Below are 18,095 nucleotides of genomic sequence, written 5' to 3' on the forward strand. Positions count from 1 at the left end.
GCCTCGCTCTGTTGTCGGTCGGGATCAGGCGGCGAGCGACAGGCGCTCGTCGATCTGACGCGAGAGGATGGCGGAGAACTCGTCGGCGAAGCCCTCGAGCCGCGACTGGGCCTTGGACACGTTCGACTGCAGCTTGTTGTAGGCGAGCACCGCGGGAATGGCCGCGAACAGGCCGATGGCGGTAGCGAACAGGGCCTCGGCGATACCGGGTGCGACCACGGCCAGGGACGTGTTCTTCGACGCCGCGATGGCGGTGAAGGAGGTCATGATGCCCCAGACCGTGCCGAACAGGCCGACATAGGGACCGGCCGAACCGATGGATGCGAGGAAGAGCAGGCGCGACTCGAGACGCTCGACCTCGCGCTGGATGGTGACGTCGAGCACCTTGTCGATGCGCTGGGACAGGCTCTGGATCTGCCGGCCGGAGCCCTCGAACGAGCGCTTCCACTCGCGCATGGCGGCCACGAACAGGGCGCCGAGATTGGTGGCGGGGCGGTCGTTGAACGAGCGGTAGAGTTCTTCCAGCGAACGGCCGGACCAGAACGCCTCCTCGAACGCGTCCATCTCGGTCTTGGTGCGGCGGAACAGCAGGGTCTTGTCGACGATGATGGCCCAGCACCAGACGGAGCAGCCGAGCAGGCCCACCATTACCAGTTTCACCACGAAATGGGCGTGCCAGAACAGGTTGAACAGGCTCATGTCCGGCGGCGGCAGCGCCTGCATGGCATCGGCGGGATTCATGCGTTCGTCCTCGTCCCGGGTCGACCGGGCGGTCGACTCCCGCGCTCCACCTGACCCGGGCGGTATGTTCCCCAGATCGCTGGTGAATCTGTCGAAAGTATGGGGTGCGTCGCAAAATGCACGCCGCACCTTCCTCGGCCGTCAAGGTTAATGAACCATGAGGAAGTGTCGGATTCTCTCTCGCCGGACCTCTCGCTGTCCTGGGCACATCGCTTTACCGACCGAAAGCCGGGCCGGCCCTGCCGGAGCCTAAAGCGACGGGGTCTCGAAACGCTGCGCCATGGCCCGGCGGAGGCTATCCGGAAGACGAACCGCGCGGCCATCCCGCACCGCCGCCACGGTGACCTCGGCCTTGAGCAGGACCTCGTCGCCGCGCCGCACTTCTTGGATCATCGGCATCGAAGCGCCGCGCAGTTCGACGACGGTGGTCATGATGGCGAGCATGTCGTCCATCCGCGCCGGCTTCAGGAAGTCGAGCACCATGCGCCGCACCACGAAGATCAACCCGGCATCGCGCGCGAGGTCGACCTGCTCCATGGCGAGGGCGCGAAGCAGCTCGGTGCGGCCGCGCTCCATGTAGCGCAAGTAATTGGCGTGGTAGACGAAACCGGAGAAATCGGTGTCCTCGTAATAGACGCGGATGTCGATGCGATGAGAGGTCATACGATGGCTTCCGAGGATAGGTCGACCACGACGATCTCGGGGGGAACGCCGAAGCGAACCGGCGCGATGCTGTTGCCGAGGCCGCCGGATACGACGAGGTCCGCCTGCTCGCGGACATGGCCGTAGGCGTAACGGTTGGCGTAACGCGACGGAACCACGGGAGAGTAACCGAACAGCCGCACCTGGCCGCCATGGGTATGGCCGGACAGGGTCAGCGCCACATGGGCCGGAACCTGCGGAAAGATGTCCGGCTCGTGCGCCAGCAGGACTGTCGGCGCGCCCTGCGGCACGGCGGCGAGCGTCTTGTCGAGATCGTCGACCCCGATGCGGGCATGGCCGTGACGCTTGGCGCCCGGCAGCAGGGCGAGCTGGTCGCCCAGCCCCGCGAGCCAGAACGCGCGCCCGTCCTTTTCCAAACGGATCGCCTCGTTGTCGAGGACGCGGATGCCGGCGCGCGTCAGGGCCTCCCCGGCGATGGTCGGGCCGGCGCCACGTGCCTGTGCCGTACGGTCCTCCCACCAATCGTGATTGCCGAGGATGGCGAAGGTGCCCAGCGGCGCCCTGAGGCGGCCGAGTTCGGGCGCCCATTCGGCGGCCTCGACAGTGCGTGTGACGAAGTTCTGCCCGGTGACGTAGTCGCCGAGGAGCACCGTCAGGTCGCCGCCGAGCGCATTGGCGGTCTCGACGATCCCGGCGATGCGGGCAGCACTCATCCACGGCTCGCAGGCATGGATGTCGGCCAGCGCCACGATGCGGAGCTTCAGCCCGGCAGGCCAGTGGCCCTTCGGCGTGATGGCGTAGCGCGTGACCGACAGGCGCATGGGCTCGATACCGACGCCGTAGGCCGCCGTCGCGCCTCCCACCAGGGCCATGCCGCCGAGACCGGCGAGGACCGTTCGGCGCGTGATCCTCACCGCTTGTGTCCTGGAGGGCAGAGCCTTCTCGCCGATCCAATCGTCAACCGGGTTCATGCCATGGGCTCCGAGGACAGGTCGACCACCACGATCTCTGGCGGAACCCCGAAGCGCACCGGCAGGCCGCTCATGCCTAGGCCACCGGAAACCACGAGGTCGGTCTGCTCGCGCACATGGCCATAGGCATAGCGACGCCCATAGCGGGAGGGGACGACGGGGGCGTAGCCAAGGAACCGGACCTGTCCGCCATGGGTATGGCCCGAGAGGGTGAGGGCCACATGGGCGGGCACCTGCGGAAAGATGTCCGGCTCATGGGCGAGGAGGATGGAGGGCGCGCCGTCGGGGATCGCCGCGAGAGTGGCCGGCAGGTCGTCGCTGCCCTTCCGGGGGATACCGAAGCGCCACCATGTGCGCTCGAAGCTCAGTTGATCGCCGAGCCCGGCGAGCCAGACTTCGTGTCCCCTCACCCGAAGCGGCAACGCCTCGTTCTCAAGAACGCGGATGCCGGCGCGGGTCAGGGCCTCCCCGGCAAAGGTCGGGCCGTGCCCTCGCTCGCAGGCGGCGCGATCCGCCCACCAATCGTGATTGCCGAGGATGGCAAAGGTGCCGAGGGGCGCCTTCAACGCCCCGAGGACGGGCGCCCAATCGGCGGAGTCCACGATGCCGGCGAGCCGGTCCATGCCACTCACGTAGTCGCCGAGCAGCACGATCACGTCACCGCCGAGGCCGTTGGCCGCCTCGACGATCCGCCGAATATGCGCGGGGGTCATGAACGGATCGCAGGCATGGACGTCGGAGACGGCCACGATCCGCAGGGTCAGGCCGGCCGGCCACGGCGCCATCGGGGTGATCCGGTAGTGCGTGATGGCGAGACGCATCGGCTCGACCCCGATCCCGTAGGCCGCCGTGCCGCTGCCCGCCAGCGCCATTGCGCCGAGGCCGAGCACGACGGTGCGGCGGGTGATCCGGACCGGGGAGGATGCGGGGTCGGAACTCATGGGGTGGAAGTCGCCTTTCGGCCGGTTCTATCGCGGAGGACTTGCTGTTTGGACCGACGTTATCCCCCCTCTTCCCGCCCACGGGGAGAGGGGATGTGCACACATCGTCTCACTTCAAACACGCTGCCCATCCGTCATCGCACTGTCTTTGCAGGGAGCAGAACGCAGACGCCATCGGCTGCCTCAGCCCTCCGGATCCTCCGACCCGAACAGCCCGAACTGCGAGGCCGGATCGCGCCGGGGCACGGCAAAACCCATATGCTTGTAGGCGTGCGGGGTCAGCATGCGCCCACGCGGCGTGCGCTGGACGAAGCCCTTCTGGATGAGGAAGGGTTCGATGATGTCTTCGATGGCGTCGCGCGGCTCGGAAAGCGCCGCCGCGATGGTCTCGATCCCCACCGGGCCGCCGCCGAAGGAGGTGGCGATCATGGTCAGGTATTTGCGGTCCATCACGTCGAGGCCGGCCGGGTCCACGTCGAGAAGCTGGAGCGCCCGGTCGGCGATGGCCCGCGTGACGGTGGGAGCGTCGGCCACGATGGCGAAGTCGCGCACCCGGCGCAGGAGGCGCCCAGCGATGCGCGGCGTGCCCCGCGCCCGTTTGGCGATCTCGTTCGCGCCCTCCGCCGACATGCCGATGCCGAGCACCCGCGCGCCGCGCGAGACGATGAGCTCGAGTTCGTCGACATCGTAGAATTCGAGGCGGATCGGGATGCCGAACCGGTCGCGAAGCGGCGTGGTGAGCAGGCCGGCCCGGGTGGTGGCGCCCACCAGCGTGAATTTCGGGAGTTCGATCTTCACCGAGCGGGCGGCCGGCCCCTCTCCGATGATGAGGTCGAGCTGGTAATCCTCCATCGCCGGATAGAGGATTTCCTCCACCGCCGGATTGAGGCGGTGGATCTCGTCGATGAAGAGGACGTCGCGTTCCTCGAGATTGGTGAGCTGCGCCGCGAGGTCTCCCGCTTTGGCGATGACCGGGCCGGAGGTGGAGCGAAAATTCACCCCGAGTTCGCGGGCGACGATCTGCGCCAGGGTGGTCTTGCCCAGGCCCGGCGGCCCCACGAACAGGACGTGATCGAGGGCGGAACCCGTCTTCTTCGCGGATTCGATGAAAATCTGCATGTTTGCCCGCGCCGCGCGCTGCCCGATGAATTCGGGAAGGCTCAGCGGACGGATCGACTGCTCCACATCGTCCGGCCGCCGCTCCGGCGTCAGGAGCGATTCCGGCAGCGGATGAAGGGTGGGCGATTTCGGCGATCTGGGGAGCTTGCTCACACGGGCTCTCGGTCGGGGCCCGGCACAGGGCCTGCTCCGGTGGATGGGCGTTTCGCCCGATGTCGCACAACGCCGCCGCGCGCGCTACTTCGCCGGCCGGCGACAGGCGCCCGGCGCCACGAAGGCGGATGCGTGGCACGAGGGTCTCACGGTGACCCTGCGCACCTGAATGCGTGACGGATCGGCACCCTCTCGCCTTCTTCCCGCAAGAACAAAGCAGAGTGGCCTCGGTCCAGCACGACCTCGCTCCAAGCGTCACGGATCAGCAACGCCTATGACGAGCCCGAACCGGGGTAGCGACTATCTTATGTAAACACAGCGCATGATCCAGGTTAACGCCGATTTTTGCTATGTCTTATGCCTGACACAACGACAATTTTCTGGAACTCTACGCTTCAGAGAGATTTATCAAGCCAGGACGATGGGCGATTGCGGCAAGACAACATGGTCTTGTCTACAACAACCATGGCAGTTCTGGAGATCGTGGCCTTACCGGCGATATCTCCGACACATCTGCTCGCGACTTGATGACCGGAGACCGTTGGCGCTCCGGGCAGCATCGCGGCTGGCGGATTCACCTCTGGGCCAGGGCCGGCCGAACGACTTTACGGCCGCTTATAGGACTAACTTCTTAAATTGGCGATCCGTCGGCGGCCAATCCGCCGATGGCCGCATCATCTCACTCGAAAGGGCCGACCAGCATGTTCTATCTCGACAAGCGTCTGCAATATCCCGTTCGGGTCGAGTCTCCGGATCCAGTCTATGCACGGATGTTGCAGCAGGCCATCGGCGGGATCGAGGGTGAGATCCGCGTCTGTATGCAGTACTTCTTCCAAGGCTGGGGTGCGCGCGGCCCGACGACCAAGTATCGCGACATGCTCCTCAACACCGCGACGGAGGAGATCGGGCATATCGAGATGCTTGCCACCGCCGTCGCCCTCAACTTGGAGACAGCTCCGACCAAGCTGCAGGAAGCGGGCGTGAAGGATGCCGTGGTCGGCGCCGTGATGAATGGCGAGAATCCGCGCCATGTGGTGGAAGGCATGCTCCACCGCCACATCCTCTCCACCGGCATGGCTGCCTTCCCGGCCAATTGCGACGGCGTTCCCTTCGACATGTCCCACATCTACGCGAGCGGAAACCTCGCGGCGGACATGTATTGCAATGTCGCCGCCGAGACGACGGGACGAACCCTCGCCGTGCGCCTCATGACCGCGACGAACGATCCGGGCATGCGCGACATGTGGAGCTTCCTCATCGCGCGCGACACGATGCACCAGCAGCAATGGCTCGCCGTCATCGAGGATATGGGCGGCATGGAAGCGAACCTTCCGATCCCCAACAGCTTCCCGCAGAGCGAGGAGAGCCAGAAGCACAGCTACAGCTTCTTCGTCTCCACCGCCGACGATTCGCCTCTCCCCGAAGGACGCTGGACCAGCGGCCCGTCTCTCGACGGAAAGGGCACGTTCAACGTGGTCAAGAACGCCCCCATGGGCGAAGAGCCGGTTCTTGGTCCGGCACGCCCGGATAGTGGCGCCCAGACGCAGCAGATGTCCTGAATGCAAAAAAGGCCCGCCCCATTCCGGGCCGGGCCTTTCCTTCATCGTCCCACGAAAGCCCTCGGAATGCCGCCTGCATTCCGGGGTGTTGGTGTGATGTCAGTCCTTTTCGGGAGCGATCGCCTCGAGGCCGCCGATATGCTTCTGGGCGTAGAGCGGCAGGCCGATCTGAGCGATCAGGGTCTGCTGGGTCTCGAGGAAATCGATATGACCCTCCTCGTCGGCGGCCAGCTCCTCGAACAGGATCTTCGACACGCGGTCGTTGATCGAATCGCAATACTGCGCGGCTTCGAGATAAAGCGCGCGGGCCTCGGTCTCGGCCGCGAGATCAGAAGCAATGATCTCTTCGATATTTTGGCCGATCCGCAGCGGATCAAGCTCCTGCAGGTTCGGAAACCCATCGAGGAACAGGATCCGGTCGATGAACCGGTCGGCATGGTTCATCTCTTCGATCGATTCCTTGCGCCAGAACTTGGCGAGGTCGATGTAGCCCCAGTCGTTCAGCATCCGGAAATGGAGCCAGTACTGGCTCACGGCCGTCAGCTCGCTGCGGAGACCTCGATTGAGGTACTCGACGACCTTCACATCACCCTTCATAACACTCACTCCCGTTCAGCTTCTCAAGCATGAAGGGGAGCGTGGAGCCTCGCACAGGCCCTCAGGCGGCGATCCCCTCCTCCGCAGTTTGGAATTGAACCAAACTACAAGCGCTGGCGCAACCCGTTCCGCACGCATGGCCGGCTTCCGCCACGGCGTCTTGCAGAGCACCCTGCAGGGCCGCCTGCATGATTGAGCGGATCGTCCGGGCGCAGCGACCGCATTTCGGGCTGCAACCGAGACAGGCCTGGACCTGTGCCGGCGTGCGCGGACAATCAGGCCCATCCTTGAGGCAGGCGCGGACGGCGCCGTCGGACAACACGTTACAGGAACAGACGATCATGACAGCTCGCTGGACGGGATGAGAGGCTTCGATCGACCACGAAAGAATCGTGCGCGAGGCAGATTCCCCGTTTCGTGCATCGACTTGAGCGCCTCTTTAGAACTCTTAAAATCTACTGCATTCTCAATAACTTAACTGGCATGGGATTTTTGCGCAAGGCGCGCGGACCTGCCTGCGACGACAGGAGCCAGCCCCGTGGGCGTGCAACACCGTCTCTGGGGCGCAGTCTCTCGGGTCGAAGTCGGGCAGGTCACACAGCCGTGGCCATCGGTACCGCGACCGTCCTCGCGGCAGCGATATCCTGGCGGGGACGAACCCGCTCAGAAGACGTGGAACGCGACGCCGGCGAGGAAGCTCTTCTCTTCCGTACCCTTCAGGGTCGCCGTTTCGAGATTGCCGAACTTGTTCAGCCAGTACTGGAAGCCGATGAACACATCGACGCGGTTGGGCTGGTCGTAGACGAGCTTGCCGAGGTCGAGCACCAGATTGGTGCGGGAGACGAATTCGAGCCCCGTCTCTCGATTGAAGGCGAAGATCGCTGGATTACGGACACCGCGCCCCTTGGGCAGGACAATGTTGTTGATGCCGGTGACGCTGAGCGGCAGGCCGGTGAAGGCCAGCGGGAAACTATAGGCGATCTCGATCTCGGGGACGGTATCGTAGCTGATGTCCCGGTTCGGATAGGGATTGAAGCCGTTGCGGTTCCACTCCTTGTAGGCATGGACCGAGGCGTTGAGAAAACCGGCCGGCACGTCGAAGGAAAAGTTAAGACCGCCGACGACATTGCGCTTGCGGGGGCCGAAGGCGGTATCCTTCGTGTTGGCGTCGAACCCGTAGGACAGGGAGATATCCTTGACGAGGCCGGGCACCACGAACGCCTTGGTCCCGGTGAGCGCGTTGAGGCTGAGTGTGCCGCGGTAGAGGCCGTAGACTTCCGTCGCACCTTCATCGCGAAGCAGGAACCCGCCAGGCGCGTTGGTAGTACCGGCTCGCTCCTGCGTTCCGGATTTCAGGATGTCGAGCGAGAACAGATTGGTGCCGTAGGCCCAGGCATTGGCATGCGCGACATTGAAGATCTGTTTGGGGATACCGCGCGAGCGGAACGACCCGTCGGCGTCCCGCACCCGTATACCCGGCTCGGCGGCGGGGAACTGGTAGTGATAGCTCACCTGGGTATCGGTAAAGAGAAAGAACGTCGAAGGCGCATCCGGAACGGGTGGCTGCGCGCCGGCCGGATCGGCTGCCAGCGCCGGTGCCACTGCCGCGCAGGAGACCAGCGCGGTCGCCAGGAATGTCCAGAAGCCCGTCATATTCAATCCCGGAGCGCGGTCCGCCCAGTCGGGGCTCCGGTCGATAGCGGATTAGACAGTTTACCGGAAGGACGAAAGCTGGTTCTCCCGTGGGACGATGGGCAACTATGTAGCATAAACCGTTAAAACAGGCGTCGAGCCGGACGCGGATTTGCACCTTGGACCATCCGATTCACCGGGCGAGTTCGCGCAGGCCAAGGCGGATAAGGGTCTTGGCTTCGGCGCCCTCACCGGCTCCCTTCATCGCGGCGGCGATGGCGGCGGAGGCCTGGACCGGGGCGTAACCGAGATTGACCAGGGCCGAGATGGCATCGGCGGCGGGCTGAGGCGCGGTTCGATCCTCCACCGCTCCGGAGAGGGCCAGGACGGCGGGGTCGATCGGCGCGAAGGCGGGGGCCTTGTCCTTCAATTCGGCGGTGAGGCGGGCTGCGAGGCGCGGCCCGACCCCGGGCGCGCGGGCGATGGCGGTCTTGTCACCCATGGCGATGGCGGTGGCGAGAGCCTCCGGCTCCAGCACGGAGAGCAAGCCTAGCGCCACCTTTGAGCCGACCCCCTGCACGGTCTGAAGCAGGCGGAACCATTCGCGCTCGGCATCGGAGCGGAAACCATAGAGCCGGATCATGTCCTCGCGGACATGGGTCTCGATGGCGAGGGAAGCGGCCTCGCCCGCGCCCGGCATCCGCTGCAAGGTCCGGGCGGAACAATGCACCACGTAGCCGACCCCCTGCACGTCGAGGATCACGAAATCCTCTCCGTAGGAATCCACCACACCCTTCAGCTTGCCGATCATGCATCATCTCGTCATCAGAGACAGGGTCTTATCAGGGACCGGCCCTCCTGTCCGACCAGCCATAGAGAAAGTGACCGCATGATGCGCACGCGCCTCCTCGCCCTCCTGCTTCTGGCCTCGCCCTGCGCCTATGCGCAGGAGACGCCACCTGATGCCGGTCCGTCGCGCGACCCGACCCAGGTCAAGCCCGGCACCTACGTGCTCGATCCGGCACACGGCAAGATCACCTGGTCGGTGATTCATCTCGGCTACTCGACCTATTATGGGCAGATCACCGATGTGGCGGCCAAGGCCGTTCTCGATCCGAAGGAGCCGGCAAAGAGCCAGCTCAGCGTCACCATCGGCATGGCCAGCATCAACGGCCTTAACGATGCCTTGAACAAGCATCTCCAGGCCCCCGAGTTCTTCGACACGGCCAAGTTCCCCACCGCCACCTACACGGCGACCCTGGTGGAGCCCACCAGCCCGACCACGGCGCGGATCACCGGCACCCTTACCCTGAAAGGTGTGACGAAACCCGTCTCCTTCGACGCCACGTTCAACCAAGCCGGCACCAACCCCGTCGACAAGCGCTACACCGTGGGCTTCGATGGCTGGGCCGTGATCAAGCGTTCGGATTTCGGTGTCTCGGCCTTCGTGCCGGCAGTGAGCGACGAGGTGAGCCTGCGCCTGGAGGGCGAGTTCAAGGCCCAGTAAACCCGCCCAGGACGTAAAGCCCCCTCTCCCCGCGCCCAGCGCCGGGAGAGGACATGCTCACCTCTTCGCCAGAGCCGCCGCGATCCGTGCGGCGGCAAGCCCGCTCACCCCGGCGACGGGAGCGTGGAGCTTCTTCAGCGCATGCGCACCGCGATGATTGGCATGGGTGACGGCGATGGCGAGGGCATCGGCGGCATCCGCCGTCTTGAACTCGGCCTTGGGCATCAGAAACTTCACCATCGCCTGGATCTGCACCTTCTCGGCATGGCCCGAGCCGCAGACGGTCTTCTTCACCAGGTTGGCGGCGTATTCGGAGACCGGCAGACCCGCCAGAGCCGGCACCAGCAGGGCGATAGCGCGGGCATGGCCGAGCTTCAGCGTCGCCTGCGCGTCCTTGTTGACGAAGGTCTCCTCCACGGCGACCTCGTCGGGCGAGAAACCCGACACGACGCGGGTGATGCCCTCGTGCAATTCCCGCAGGCGCAGGGCGAGAGGTAGGTCCCCATCCGACGTCACCACGCCGCAATCGACATAGGTCAGCTTCGTCCCGACGACGGAGATGAGACCCCAGCCGGTCCGGCGCAGGCCGGGATCGATGCCGAGGATGCGGACGGAGCCGGTCATGCGCTCAAAACCAGAGGTGACAAAATCATGGGTTGGACAGGTCCGGGCGCGAGCGCCGCGCCGATCTGAGCGTTAAGGACATATCGTGAACGAAGTCTTGTGCCAAGGCATGGGCGATGGCATGGGCGATGGCATGGGCAAGACATTGTCGCCCTCGTCGCCTGAGCTGGCGGGAAACGATCCTATCCATGGGGGGACGGCGCCACAGCGTCGTGGTCACCGCCGTCCCACCGGATCTCGTCGCCCGTCTCTACGTCTCCAGCGCGTAGCTCGTCGCGGATACCGGCGACGCGCACATAAGCTCCGGTGCCACGAGTCCGGCGTATCCGAAAGATCAGAATTCCGATGGCGGATATCGAAACTTGCCGGCGGAGCTCCGACTGATTCCTGAGCATCTGGCTCTGGCTAATCCTGCCGATCGCCGGGCACGGAGCTCAGTTCAGCGGGAACGTTCCGACAGGGCCGATCCTGGCGGCAACCGTTCTGGCGGGACTCGGAACGCTGACGCGCTGGCGTTGGTCAACCGCTTCCTCGACACCGTAAAAGCAGCCTGATCCTGGCTCCGCTCGAACGAAGCGGATGCCGGATCAGCCGAGCACGCGCGGCACCGGACCGAATCCCGGATCCGCCATCACGAAGGGGACTATCGGATCTGGAATGATCGCTTGTGGCTCCGGGCCGCTCACCCTTCGAGCTTGGCGACCAGAGCGTCGGAGAGAGCGAAATTGACGTAGACGTTCTGGACGTCGTCCTGGTCTTCGATGACTTCGACGAGGCGGATCAGCTTCTCGCCGGTCTCGTCGTCGACCTCGATGGTGTTCTGGGCCTTCCAGATCAGGGCCGTGCGGCGCGGCTCGCCGAAGCGGGCCTCCAGGGCCTTGGAGACCTCGCCGTAGGAATCCTGGGCGCAGGTGATCTCGTGGCCGTCCTCGGAGGAGCGCACGTCGTCGGCGCCCGCCTCGATGGCAGCCTCGAGCATCGTGTCGGCATCCGCCACCTTGGCGTCGAACTCCACCACGCCGACATGGTCGAACATGAAGGAGACGGCGCCGGTCTCGGCCAAGCTGCCGCCGGACTTTGTGAAGGCCGAGCGCACGTCGGAGGCGGTACGGTTGCGGTTGTCGGTCTGCGCCTCGACGATGAGGGCAGCGCCCCCCGGGCCGTAGCCCTCGTAGCGGATCTCGTCGTAGCTTTCGGCGTCGGCGCCCGAGGCCTTCTTGATCGCGCGCTCGATATTGTCCTTGGGCACGTTCTCGGCCCGTGCCGCGATGATGGCGGCGCGCAGGCGCGCATTCATCGCCGGGTCGGGCATGCCGAGCTTGGCCGCAACCGTGATCTCGCGGGCGAGCTTGCCGAAGATCTTGGAACGGACCGCATCGACGCGGCCCTTACGGTGCATGATGTTCTTGAACTGGGAATGGCCGGCCATAGCGTGACCTTGGGTCGTGTCAGAGGTGGAGCGGAAGTGCGCGCGCGCGTCACCGCAGCGGGGTTGGGCCGGGTTATAGGCCGGGTCCGCTCATCGAGGCAACGCGGTGAGGGCCCCGGCGTTGATGCGGCAGGGGAGTTTCTCTCCTCGCAACGGGGACAGAAGCGATGGCAGACGAAGGAAACGGCGGCGCGGTGCGGCCCTGCTGGCGCCTCGCCTTTACCGCCTGCCTCGGCATCGTTGCGGGCTCGACTTTGTTTCCGCGGCCCGCGAAAGGGGTCACCCCGCGTGCCGGGCGTGCCAGTCCTTCAACGCCGCGAGAGTGACGACGTCGCCGGGCCATGCCGATCCGGCGAGATGGCTATGCGGCGCCTCCCTCTCGCCGAGATCGGAGACGGCCGAGAACGCGCCCTCCAGGCTGTGACCACCGGTATAGAGGCTGCGCGTGGCGATGACCGGCAGGCCGGCATCCAGGGCAGAGCGGATGCCAGGGGCGGAATCCTCGAAGGCAATGGCCTCGCCCGGCTCGACTCCGAGGCGCTTCAGGGCGAGCACGAACACGTCTGGATGGGGTTTCTTGCGCTCGGCCTCGTCGCCGCAGGCGATGGCGTCGAACGGATTGCCCTCGGGGAAATTCACGGCAATCAAGGTATCGATATTGGGCCTGCTCGTGGTGCTGGCCACCGCGAGACGTAGGCCCGCGCGTTTCGCCTCCTCGACCAGGCGCGCAATGCCAGGGCGCAGGGCGAGCGCCCCCTGCGTGACGAGATCGCCATAGATCCTGGTCTTGCGGTCGTGGATCTCGCTCATCTGGACGCGACGCTGCGCATCCGGCTCGCCATGCTCGGTCCGCACGTAATGCGCGAGCCTCTCCTTCCCGCCCATGACGGTGAGAAGGTCGGCATAGGCCTCCGGCGACCAGTTCCAGTCGAGCCCCAGTTCGGCGAAGGCTCGGTTGAATGCCTGTCGGTGCAGGTCCTCGGTCTCGGCGAGTGTCCCGTCGACGTCGAAGATCAGCGCCTTCAGCATGCGACGGTGCCGCTGGCGCCCGCCCGGATGGCGGCGATGCGCCCGGCATAGCCGGCGGGCCCGCCCTTGAATACGGCACTGCCGGCCACGAACGCGTTGGCTCCGGCGGCAGCGGCGAGGCCCACATTCTCGGGCGTGATGCCGCCATCCACCTCGATATCGATGTCGCGTCCGGCGCTCATCGCCTTGATCCGGGCGATGGTCTCGAGCGTCGAAGGGATGAAACTCTGCCCTCCGAACCCTGGATTCACCGTCATCACCAGGACGAGGTCAACCATGTCGATCAAGGGTTCGATGGCGCTCGCAGGGGTGCCCGGATTCAGCGCGATTCCGGCGCGCTTTCCGAGGTTCAGAATAGTCTGGAGCGAGCGGTGAATGTGCGGGCCGGCCTCCACATGGACCGAAATCGCATCCGCTCCCGCCTCGGCGAACGCCGCGAGATACGGGTCGGCCGGCGCGATCATCAGATGAACGTCGAACACCTTGTCGCTGTGGGGCCGGAGCGCTTTCACCACATCGGGCCCGAAGGTGATGTTGGGCACGAAATGCCCGTCCATCACGTCGAGATGAATCCAGTCCGCCCCCGCCTCGGACACCGCGCGAACCTCCTTGCCAAGGGCGGCGAAGTCAGCCGAGAGGATTGACGGGGAGATGATGGGGCCGGTCATGCGGGTCGTCATTCGGACTATCTCGTTCACTCTGTCGGTCCGGCAAGAGCATGAGCCCGGACGTTCGGCGGTCTCAGGCAAGCCGGCGCTTGCGCTCCACCAATTGCATGATGATCGGCGTGAGGATGAGTTGCATGGCGATATCGAGCTTTCCGCCCGGGATCACAATGGAATTGGCGCGGCTCATGAAGGAGCCCTGGATCATCGATATCAGGTAGGAGAAATCGATGCCCTTCGGGTCCTTGAAGCGGATGACCACCATCGATTCGTCGGCGGTGGGGATCCAGCGGGCGATGAACGGGTTCGACGTGTCGACCGTGGGCACGCGCTGGAAGTTGATGTCCGTCCAAGTGAATTGCGGGCAGATCGTCTGCACGTAATCGGGCATGCGCCGCAGGATGACGTCGGTGACCGCCTCGGTGGAATAACCGCGGAACGAGCGGTCCCGGTGCAGCTTCTGAATCCATTCGAGGTTGATCACCGGCACTACACCGATTTTGAGATCGGCGTAGCGGGCCATGTCAACATTGTCGTCGACCACGCAACCGTGGAGTCCCTCGTAAAACAGCAGATCTGAACCCGGCTGGAAATCCTCCCAGGGGGTAAACGTGCCGGGCTCCGCACCATACGCCTGAGCGTCGGCGGCGTCGTGGACGTAATGACGCGTCCGCCCGATGCCTGATTCGCCATAGGTGCGGAACACCTCCTCCAGCTCGGGGAGAAGATTGGCGCGTGGCGCGAAATGGCTGAGCGTCGGCTCCTCCGCCATCGCCTTGCGCATGGCATTGCGATCGAGGGCGTGGAAAGCGTCGCCCTCGATATAGACGGCACTGACATCCTCGCGGCGGAAGATCTGCTCGAACGTGTTGCGTACGGATGTCGTGCCGGCCCCGGACGAGCCGGTCACCGAGATGATGGGGTGACGCGCCGACATGAACGATGCCCGACCGGTTCCAGTCTCTGCCCTGTCAGCCGCGCATCAGGCCGCGCTGGCCGAACAGGGGTGAACGGCCGGCAGCGGGATTGCGGCCGCCGTAGTACTTCGCGACGCAGGCGACTTCCTCGGTCGATCCGAAGACCAAGGGCACGCGCTCGTGAATGCCGGTGGCGCTGATGTCGAGGATGCGGTTGGCACCGTCCGTGGCGGAGGCTCCGGCCTGTTCCATCAGCATCGCGATGGGAGCTGCCTCATAGAGGAGGCGCAGACGACCCTGGGCATAGCCCTTCCGGTTGTCGCCTGGATACAGGAACACTCCGCCGCGGATGAGAACCCTCTGGGCGTCCGCTACCAGCGAGCCGAGCCAGCGCATGTTGAAGTTCTTGTCGAGGGGGCCGTCAGCGCCGGCCAGACAATCCTGGATATAGGCCTTGACCGGCGTGTCCCAATGACGGGCATTCGAGGCGTTGATTGCGTATTCCTTGGCTGTCGCCACGACTTCGATCCGCGGGCTGGTAAGGCGGAATACGCGCTCGGCCCGATCGAGGGTGTAGATTTGCGTGCCGAAGCCCAGGGTAACGACAAGGGACGTCGCCGGGCCGTAGGTGACGAAGCCGGCGGCGAGCTGTGCCGTGCCGGGTGTCGTGAAGGAACTGGCCGGATTATCCGGGGTGGCGGCGACCGGACGGATGCCGAAGATCGACCCAACCGCCATGTTGACGCCGATGTTGGAAGAGCCGTCCAAGGGATCGATCGCGACGGCAAGGGGGGCGCCCGCGTTCAGGAGCATGATCCCCTCCGCCTCCTCCGAGGCAACCTCCGCCACCGGCGCACCGCGCAGAGCCTCGGTGAAACGCTCGTGGGCGAGGACGTCGAGGGCCTTCTGAACGTCGCCGTCGCTATTCTGCTCGCCTTGCGCAGCGAGATCGCCACCGCCCAGGGCGCCGCGACCGATGACCTCGCTCACATCCACGGCCGCTTCGGCGCAGGCCGCGATCACGGCCGCCACATCGGTCAGGGCCGGATTGGCCGCAACGGCCTGAGCGAGGCATGCATCGAGACGAGACCCGATCTCCAGAGACCCCAACGACATCGGCTCACGTCCTCTTCATCGACCTGCCGGGAGAACCCGGCCATTCAGCGCCTAACCCAGCATCAAGCTTCCACGGCCTGATAGCGCCCTTTGCACGATAGCGCTGCCATCAACCAGAGCGCCAGACGGGCAATCCCCGTGCAAAGAAGGAATTATGAAAAAACTTGCGGGCAGTTCCAAAAAAACTAAAAACGGCGAATGCGCAACCTCTCGCTCAAGCAACTCCAGGCCGTCGCAGCGGTCGCCCGCCTCGGAACGATGACCCGCGCGGCCCAGGAACTCAACGTCACCTCGGCGGCGCTTTACGCACGCATCCGCCAGCTCGAGGAGGAGGCGGGGCTGCTCCTGTTCGACCGCACGCCGACGGGCCTGAAACCCACCGATGCCGGGCGCGAAATGCTCTGGGCAATCGACAGCATCAACACCGTGCTCGAGACCTGCGCCGACAAGCTCCAGACACTCAAGGGCGGGAGCGGCGGCCGGGTCGCCATGGGAGTGGTCTCGACGGCCAAGTACTTTACGCCTCAGATCATCGCGGGCTTCGTCGCGCGCTTTCCAGCGGTGGAGATCAACCTCGTTGTCGGCAATCGCGGCGCCATGGTCGAGGCCCTGCGCAACTACGAGATCGACTTCGCGATCATGGGCCGGCCGCCCCGCGATTTCGCTATCGAGGCCGAGATGTTCGGCGCACATCCGCTCGTCATCATCGCCGCGCCAAACCATCGCTTCAGCACGCGCACCAATCTTACGCGGGCGGATCTGGCCGAGGAATCCTTCCTGGTTCGCGAGGAAGGGTCCGGCACCCGCACGGTGTTCGAGGAGTTCATGTCGGGCATTATGATTCAGCGCGCGAAGCTCGGAATCGATTCGGGATCGAACGAGACGATCAAGCAGGCGGTGATGGCCGGACTCGGTATCGCACTCATCTCCGCCCACACGGTAGCGGCCGAGGTTGAAAGCGGTCGCATGATCCTGCTCGACGTGCAGGGACTGCCGATCCGTCGCGACTGGTACGTGGTCCGCCGCGCCGACAAGGTGCTAGGTCCGGCGGCGGCGGCATTCTGGGATTTCACGGTGAAGGAAGGCGGACGGAAACTGCCGCGTCTGGCGCTGTCGCCAGCCGTCAGCCCGGTGACCGCGGAGTTCGAGGCGTGAACGAGAGCGGGATCGTCATCATCGGTGCCGGTCAGGCCGGCTTGCAGGCGGCAGCCTCCCTTCGGGAGTCGGGCTTCGACGGACCGGTGACGATGATTGGCGACGAGCCGATCCTTCCCTATCAGCGACCGCCGCTCTCGAAAGCCTATCTGGCTGGCAAGGTGGACGCCGCCGGCCTATTCCTGCGTGCACGCGAGTTCTATGTGGAGCACCGCATCAGCTGCGAAACCTCGTCCATGGCCGTCTCGATCGACCGTGGCGGGCGCCGAATCCGCCTCGGCGACGGACGCGAGATTGCCTACGATCATCTCGTCCTCGCCACAGGTTCGCGGAACCGGCCTCTTCCCGTATCGGGAGCCGAACTTACGGGCGTCTACCAGTTGCGCTCGATCACGGATGCAGATCGAATCCAGGAGGCCATCGGCGAGGCGCGCAACATTGCCATCGTCGGTGCGGGGTTCATCGGGCTCGAATTCGCCAGTATCTGCGCCGCCCGTGGTCTTTGCGTCACTGTCATCGAAGCCGCCGACCGACCCATGGCGCGGGCCGTGTCCGAACCCATCGCCGCTTTCTTCCGAGAGACTCACGAGAAAGCCGGTATCCGCTTCTTGTTTGGCAGCGGCGTCCAGGCCATCGAGGGCCGCACCGGTCGGGTTGAGGCCCTCCGCCTGTCCGACGGCACCGCGTGCCCGGCGGATCTGGTCCTGATCGGCATCGGTGTGCTTCCGAACCAGGAGCTCGCAGCCGAGGCGGGGCTCCGTGTAGAAGACGGCATCGTCGTCGATCCTGTCCTCGTCACCGACGATCCGTCGATCTCGGCTATCGGCGATTGCGCCAGGTTTCCAACACGTTTCGCCGCGCATGGCGTGGCGCGCGTAGAATCCGTCCAAAACGCGATCGACCAGGCACGTTGTGTCGCCGCCCGCATCGCCGGACGCCCGGCGCCCTACGATGCCGTCCCGTGGTTCTGGAGCGATCAGGGCGGACACAAACTGCAAATGGTGGGGTTGCCATTGCCAGGCGATGTTTCGGTACGGCGCCCGACCGCCGGAGGCTTCGCGGTGTTCCGCTATCGCGATGCATACCTGACAGGAATCGAGACGGTGGATTCGGCGACCGAGCACATGGCCGCCCGTCGGATCATCGCGCGCGGCCTTTCACCAACGCCAGACGAGGCCGCCGATCCCGCGTTCGATTTGAAAGCTCTCGCCATGGGACGAGGCGGCGCGTAACGCATTCACTCAGTACCGATTCCCGGAGCCCCGAAGGTTTCCTTT

At 65.1% G+C, this 18,095-nt stretch carries 20 protein-coding genes; 5 read left to right on the forward strand and 15 right to left on the reverse strand.

Features of this window, described 5'->3' with window-relative positions; all coding sequences use genetic code 11:
* Window positions 1-24 precede the first annotated feature (24 nt).
* The 5 genes from tolQ to ruvB form a co-directional block, all read right to left on the reverse strand.
* Window positions 25-741 carry a protein TolQ gene (tolQ, locus tag ACYQR9_RS00800; protein ID WP_018041984.1) on the reverse strand — a complete coding sequence of 239 codons (717 nt, stop codon included), beginning with the start codon at window positions 739-741 and terminating at the stop codon, window positions 25-27.
* Window positions 742-990: 249 nt separating this feature from the next.
* Window positions 991-1,404, reverse strand: coding sequence for a tol-pal system-associated acyl-CoA thioesterase (ybgC, locus tag ACYQR9_RS00805; RefSeq protein ID WP_461228375.1), 414 nt, complete (start codon window positions 1,402-1,404; stop codon window positions 991-993).
* A complete protein-coding gene (locus ACYQR9_RS00810; protein WP_461228376.1) occupies window positions 1,401-2,375 on the reverse strand; it encodes a metallophosphoesterase in 975 nt (324 codons plus the stop codon). Before ACYQR9_RS00810 ends, ybgC begins: the two co-directional genes overlap by 4 nt.
* On the reverse strand, window positions 2,372-3,316 hold the full coding sequence (locus ACYQR9_RS00815; protein WP_461228377.1) for a metallophosphoesterase: 945 nt from the start codon (window positions 3,314-3,316) through the stop codon (window positions 2,372-2,374). The genes ACYQR9_RS00810 and ACYQR9_RS00815 overlap by 4 nt, the downstream gene beginning before the upstream one ends.
* A gap of 183 nt (window positions 3,317-3,499) precedes the next feature.
* A complete protein-coding gene (gene ruvB, locus ACYQR9_RS00820) occupies window positions 3,500-4,588 on the reverse strand; it encodes a Holliday junction branch migration DNA helicase RuvB (RefSeq protein ID WP_461228378.1) in 1,089 nt (362 codons plus the stop codon).
* On the opposite strand from ruvB, the gene ACYQR9_RS00825 reads away from it, so the two are divergent.
* Both ACYQR9_RS00825 and ACYQR9_RS00830 read left to right on the forward strand, forming a co-directional pair.
* The gene (locus ACYQR9_RS00825; protein ID WP_461228379.1) at window positions 4,581-4,757 is read left to right on the forward strand and encodes a hypothetical protein; all 177 of its coding nucleotides are present in this window, start codon (window positions 4,581-4,583) and stop codon (window positions 4,755-4,757) included. The genes ruvB and ACYQR9_RS00825 overlap by 8 nt on opposite strands.
* Before the next feature lie 532 nt (window positions 4,758-5,289).
* Entirely contained in the window at window positions 5,290-6,147 is an 858-nt protein-coding gene (locus ACYQR9_RS00830) for a manganese catalase family protein (protein ID WP_056434450.1), read from the forward strand.
* A gap of 99 nt (window positions 6,148-6,246) precedes the next feature.
* Here ACYQR9_RS00830 and bfr read toward each other — a convergent pair whose 3' ends face one another.
* The 4 genes from bfr to ruvA all read right to left on the reverse strand — a co-directional run bounded on the left by bfr (window position 6,247) and on the right by ruvA (window position 9,187).
* A complete protein-coding gene (gene bfr, locus ACYQR9_RS00835; protein WP_056434452.1) occupies window positions 6,247-6,744 on the reverse strand; it encodes a bacterioferritin in 498 nt (165 codons plus the stop codon).
* A gap of 61 nt (window positions 6,745-6,805) precedes the next feature.
* Window positions 6,806-7,087, reverse strand: coding sequence for a (2Fe-2S)-binding protein (locus tag ACYQR9_RS00840; RefSeq protein ID WP_056434454.1), 282 nt, complete (start codon window positions 7,085-7,087; stop codon window positions 6,806-6,808).
* Between the two features lie 320 nt (window positions 7,088-7,407).
* Window positions 7,408-8,397: a hypothetical protein gene (locus ACYQR9_RS00845; RefSeq protein WP_461228380.1), complete on the reverse strand. Its 990-nt coding sequence runs from the start codon at window positions 8,395-8,397 to the stop codon at window positions 7,408-7,410.
* A gap of 172 nt (window positions 8,398-8,569) precedes the next feature.
* Window positions 8,570-9,187 carry a Holliday junction branch migration protein RuvA gene (gene ruvA, locus ACYQR9_RS00850; RefSeq protein ID WP_056434458.1) on the reverse strand — a complete coding sequence of 206 codons (618 nt, stop codon included), beginning with the start codon at window positions 9,185-9,187 and terminating at the stop codon, window positions 8,570-8,572.
* 78 nt (window positions 9,188-9,265) lie between these two features.
* Here ruvA and ACYQR9_RS00855 point away from each other — a divergent pair, with 78 nt between their 5' ends.
* Window positions 9,266-9,883: a YceI family protein gene (locus ACYQR9_RS00855; RefSeq protein WP_207412231.1), complete on the forward strand. Its 618-nt coding sequence runs from the start codon at window positions 9,266-9,268 to the stop codon at window positions 9,881-9,883.
* 57 nt (window positions 9,884-9,940) lie between these two features.
* Here ACYQR9_RS00855 and ruvC read toward each other — a convergent pair whose 3' ends face one another.
* The 6 genes from ruvC to ACYQR9_RS00885 all read right to left on the reverse strand — a co-directional run bounded on the left by ruvC (window position 9,941) and on the right by ACYQR9_RS00885 (window position 15,663).
* Entirely contained in the window at window positions 9,941-10,507 is a 567-nt protein-coding gene (gene ruvC / locus ACYQR9_RS00860) for a crossover junction endodeoxyribonuclease RuvC (RefSeq protein WP_056434462.1), read from the reverse strand.
* 682 nt (window positions 10,508-11,189) lie between these two features.
* The gene (locus tag ACYQR9_RS00865) at window positions 11,190-11,936 is read right to left on the reverse strand and encodes a YebC/PmpR family DNA-binding transcriptional regulator (RefSeq protein ID WP_207412230.1); all 747 of its coding nucleotides are present in this window, start codon (window positions 11,934-11,936) and stop codon (window positions 11,190-11,192) included.
* Between the two features lie 279 nt (window positions 11,937-12,215).
* Window positions 12,216-12,965 (reverse strand): HAD-IA family hydrolase, encoded by a 750-nt coding sequence (locus tag ACYQR9_RS00870; protein WP_207412229.1) that lies wholly within the window; start codon window positions 12,963-12,965, stop codon window positions 12,216-12,218.
* Window positions 12,959-13,633, reverse strand: coding sequence for a ribulose-phosphate 3-epimerase (gene rpe / locus ACYQR9_RS00875; protein ID WP_207412288.1), 675 nt, complete (start codon window positions 13,631-13,633; stop codon window positions 12,959-12,961). The genes ACYQR9_RS00870 and rpe overlap by 7 nt, the downstream gene beginning before the upstream one ends.
* A 73-nt stretch (window positions 13,634-13,706) precedes the next feature.
* A complete protein-coding gene (locus ACYQR9_RS00880; protein ID WP_056434471.1) occupies window positions 13,707-14,567 on the reverse strand; it encodes a phosphoribulokinase in 861 nt (286 codons plus the stop codon).
* A 34-nt stretch (window positions 14,568-14,601) separates the two neighbouring features.
* Window positions 14,602-15,663, reverse strand: a complete 1,062-nt coding sequence (locus tag ACYQR9_RS00885) for a class 1 fructose-bisphosphatase (protein ID WP_461228381.1) — start codon at window positions 15,661-15,663, stop codon at window positions 14,602-14,604.
* A gap of 198 nt (window positions 15,664-15,861) precedes the next feature.
* Here ACYQR9_RS00885 and ACYQR9_RS00890 point away from each other — a divergent pair, with 198 nt between their 5' ends.
* The gene (locus ACYQR9_RS00890) at window positions 15,862-16,818 is read left to right on the forward strand and encodes a LysR family transcriptional regulator (RefSeq protein ID WP_056434475.1); all 957 of its coding nucleotides are present in this window, start codon (window positions 15,862-15,864) and stop codon (window positions 16,816-16,818) included.
* On the forward strand, window positions 16,815-18,050 hold the full coding sequence (locus ACYQR9_RS00895) for an NAD(P)/FAD-dependent oxidoreductase (RefSeq protein ID WP_461228382.1): 1,236 nt from the start codon (window positions 16,815-16,817) through the stop codon (window positions 18,048-18,050). The genes ACYQR9_RS00890 and ACYQR9_RS00895 overlap by 4 nt, the downstream gene beginning before the upstream one ends.
* Window positions 18,051-18,095: the final 45 nt, after the last annotated feature.

The organism is Methylobacterium sp. CM6241 (assembly GCF_054817845.1).

What these genes read in the sequence shown, in the direction of transcription:
- bfr (WP_056434452.1), bottom strand. Translation starts at nt 6,744, where the DNA reads ATGAAGGGTGATGTGAAGGTCGTCGAGTACCTCAATCGAGGTCTCCGC.
- ruvC (WP_056434462.1), bottom strand. Translation starts at nt 10,507, where the DNA reads ATGACCGGCTCCGTCCGCATCCTCGGCATCGATCCCGGCCTGCGCCGG.
- ACYQR9_RS00815 (WP_461228377.1), bottom strand. Translation starts at nt 3,316, where the DNA reads ATGAGTTCCGACCCCGCATCCTCCCCGGTCCGGATCACCCGCCGCACC.
- ACYQR9_RS00870 (WP_207412229.1), bottom strand. Translation starts at nt 12,965, where the DNA reads ATGCTGAAGGCGCTGATCTTCGACGTCGACGGGACACTCGCCGAGACC.
- ACYQR9_RS00855 (WP_207412231.1), top strand. Translation starts at nt 9,266, where the DNA reads ATGATGCGCACGCGCCTCCTCGCCCTCCTGCTTCTGGCCTCGCCCTGC.
- ybgC (WP_461228375.1), bottom strand. Translation starts at nt 1,404, where the DNA reads ATGACCTCTCATCGCATCGACATCCGCGTCTATTACGAGGACACCGAT.
- ACYQR9_RS00810 (WP_461228376.1), bottom strand. Translation starts at nt 2,375, where the DNA reads ATGAACCCGGTTGACGATTGGATCGGCGAGAAGGCTCTGCCCTCCAGG.
- ACYQR9_RS00845 (WP_461228380.1), bottom strand. Translation starts at nt 8,397, where the DNA reads ATGACGGGCTTCTGGACATTCCTGGCGACCGCGCTGGTCTCCTGCGCG.
- ACYQR9_RS00880 (WP_056434471.1), bottom strand. Translation starts at nt 14,567, where the DNA reads ATGTCGGCGCGTCACCCCATCATCTCGGTGACCGGCTCGTCCGGGGCC.
- rpe (WP_207412288.1), bottom strand. Translation starts at nt 13,633, where the DNA reads ATGACCGGCCCCATCATCTCCCCGTCAATCCTCTCGGCTGACTTCGCC.
- ACYQR9_RS00890 (WP_056434475.1), top strand. Translation starts at nt 15,862, where the DNA reads ATGCGCAACCTCTCGCTCAAGCAACTCCAGGCCGTCGCAGCGGTCGCC.
- tolQ (WP_018041984.1), bottom strand. Translation starts at nt 741, where the DNA reads ATGAATCCCGCCGATGCCATGCAGGCGCTGCCGCCGCCGGACATGAGC.
- ACYQR9_RS00830 (WP_056434450.1), top strand. Translation starts at nt 5,290, where the DNA reads ATGTTCTATCTCGACAAGCGTCTGCAATATCCCGTTCGGGTCGAGTCT.
- ACYQR9_RS00885 (WP_461228381.1), bottom strand. Translation starts at nt 15,663, where the DNA reads ATGTCGTTGGGGTCTCTGGAGATCGGGTCTCGTCTCGATGCATGCCTC.
- ACYQR9_RS00865 (WP_207412230.1), bottom strand. Translation starts at nt 11,936, where the DNA reads ATGGCCGGCCATTCCCAGTTCAAGAACATCATGCACCGTAAGGGCCGC.
- ACYQR9_RS00840 (WP_056434454.1), bottom strand. Translation starts at nt 7,087, where the DNA reads ATGATCGTCTGTTCCTGTAACGTGTTGTCCGACGGCGCCGTCCGCGCC.
- ruvA (WP_056434458.1), bottom strand. Translation starts at nt 9,187, where the DNA reads ATGATCGGCAAGCTGAAGGGTGTGGTGGATTCCTACGGAGAGGATTTC.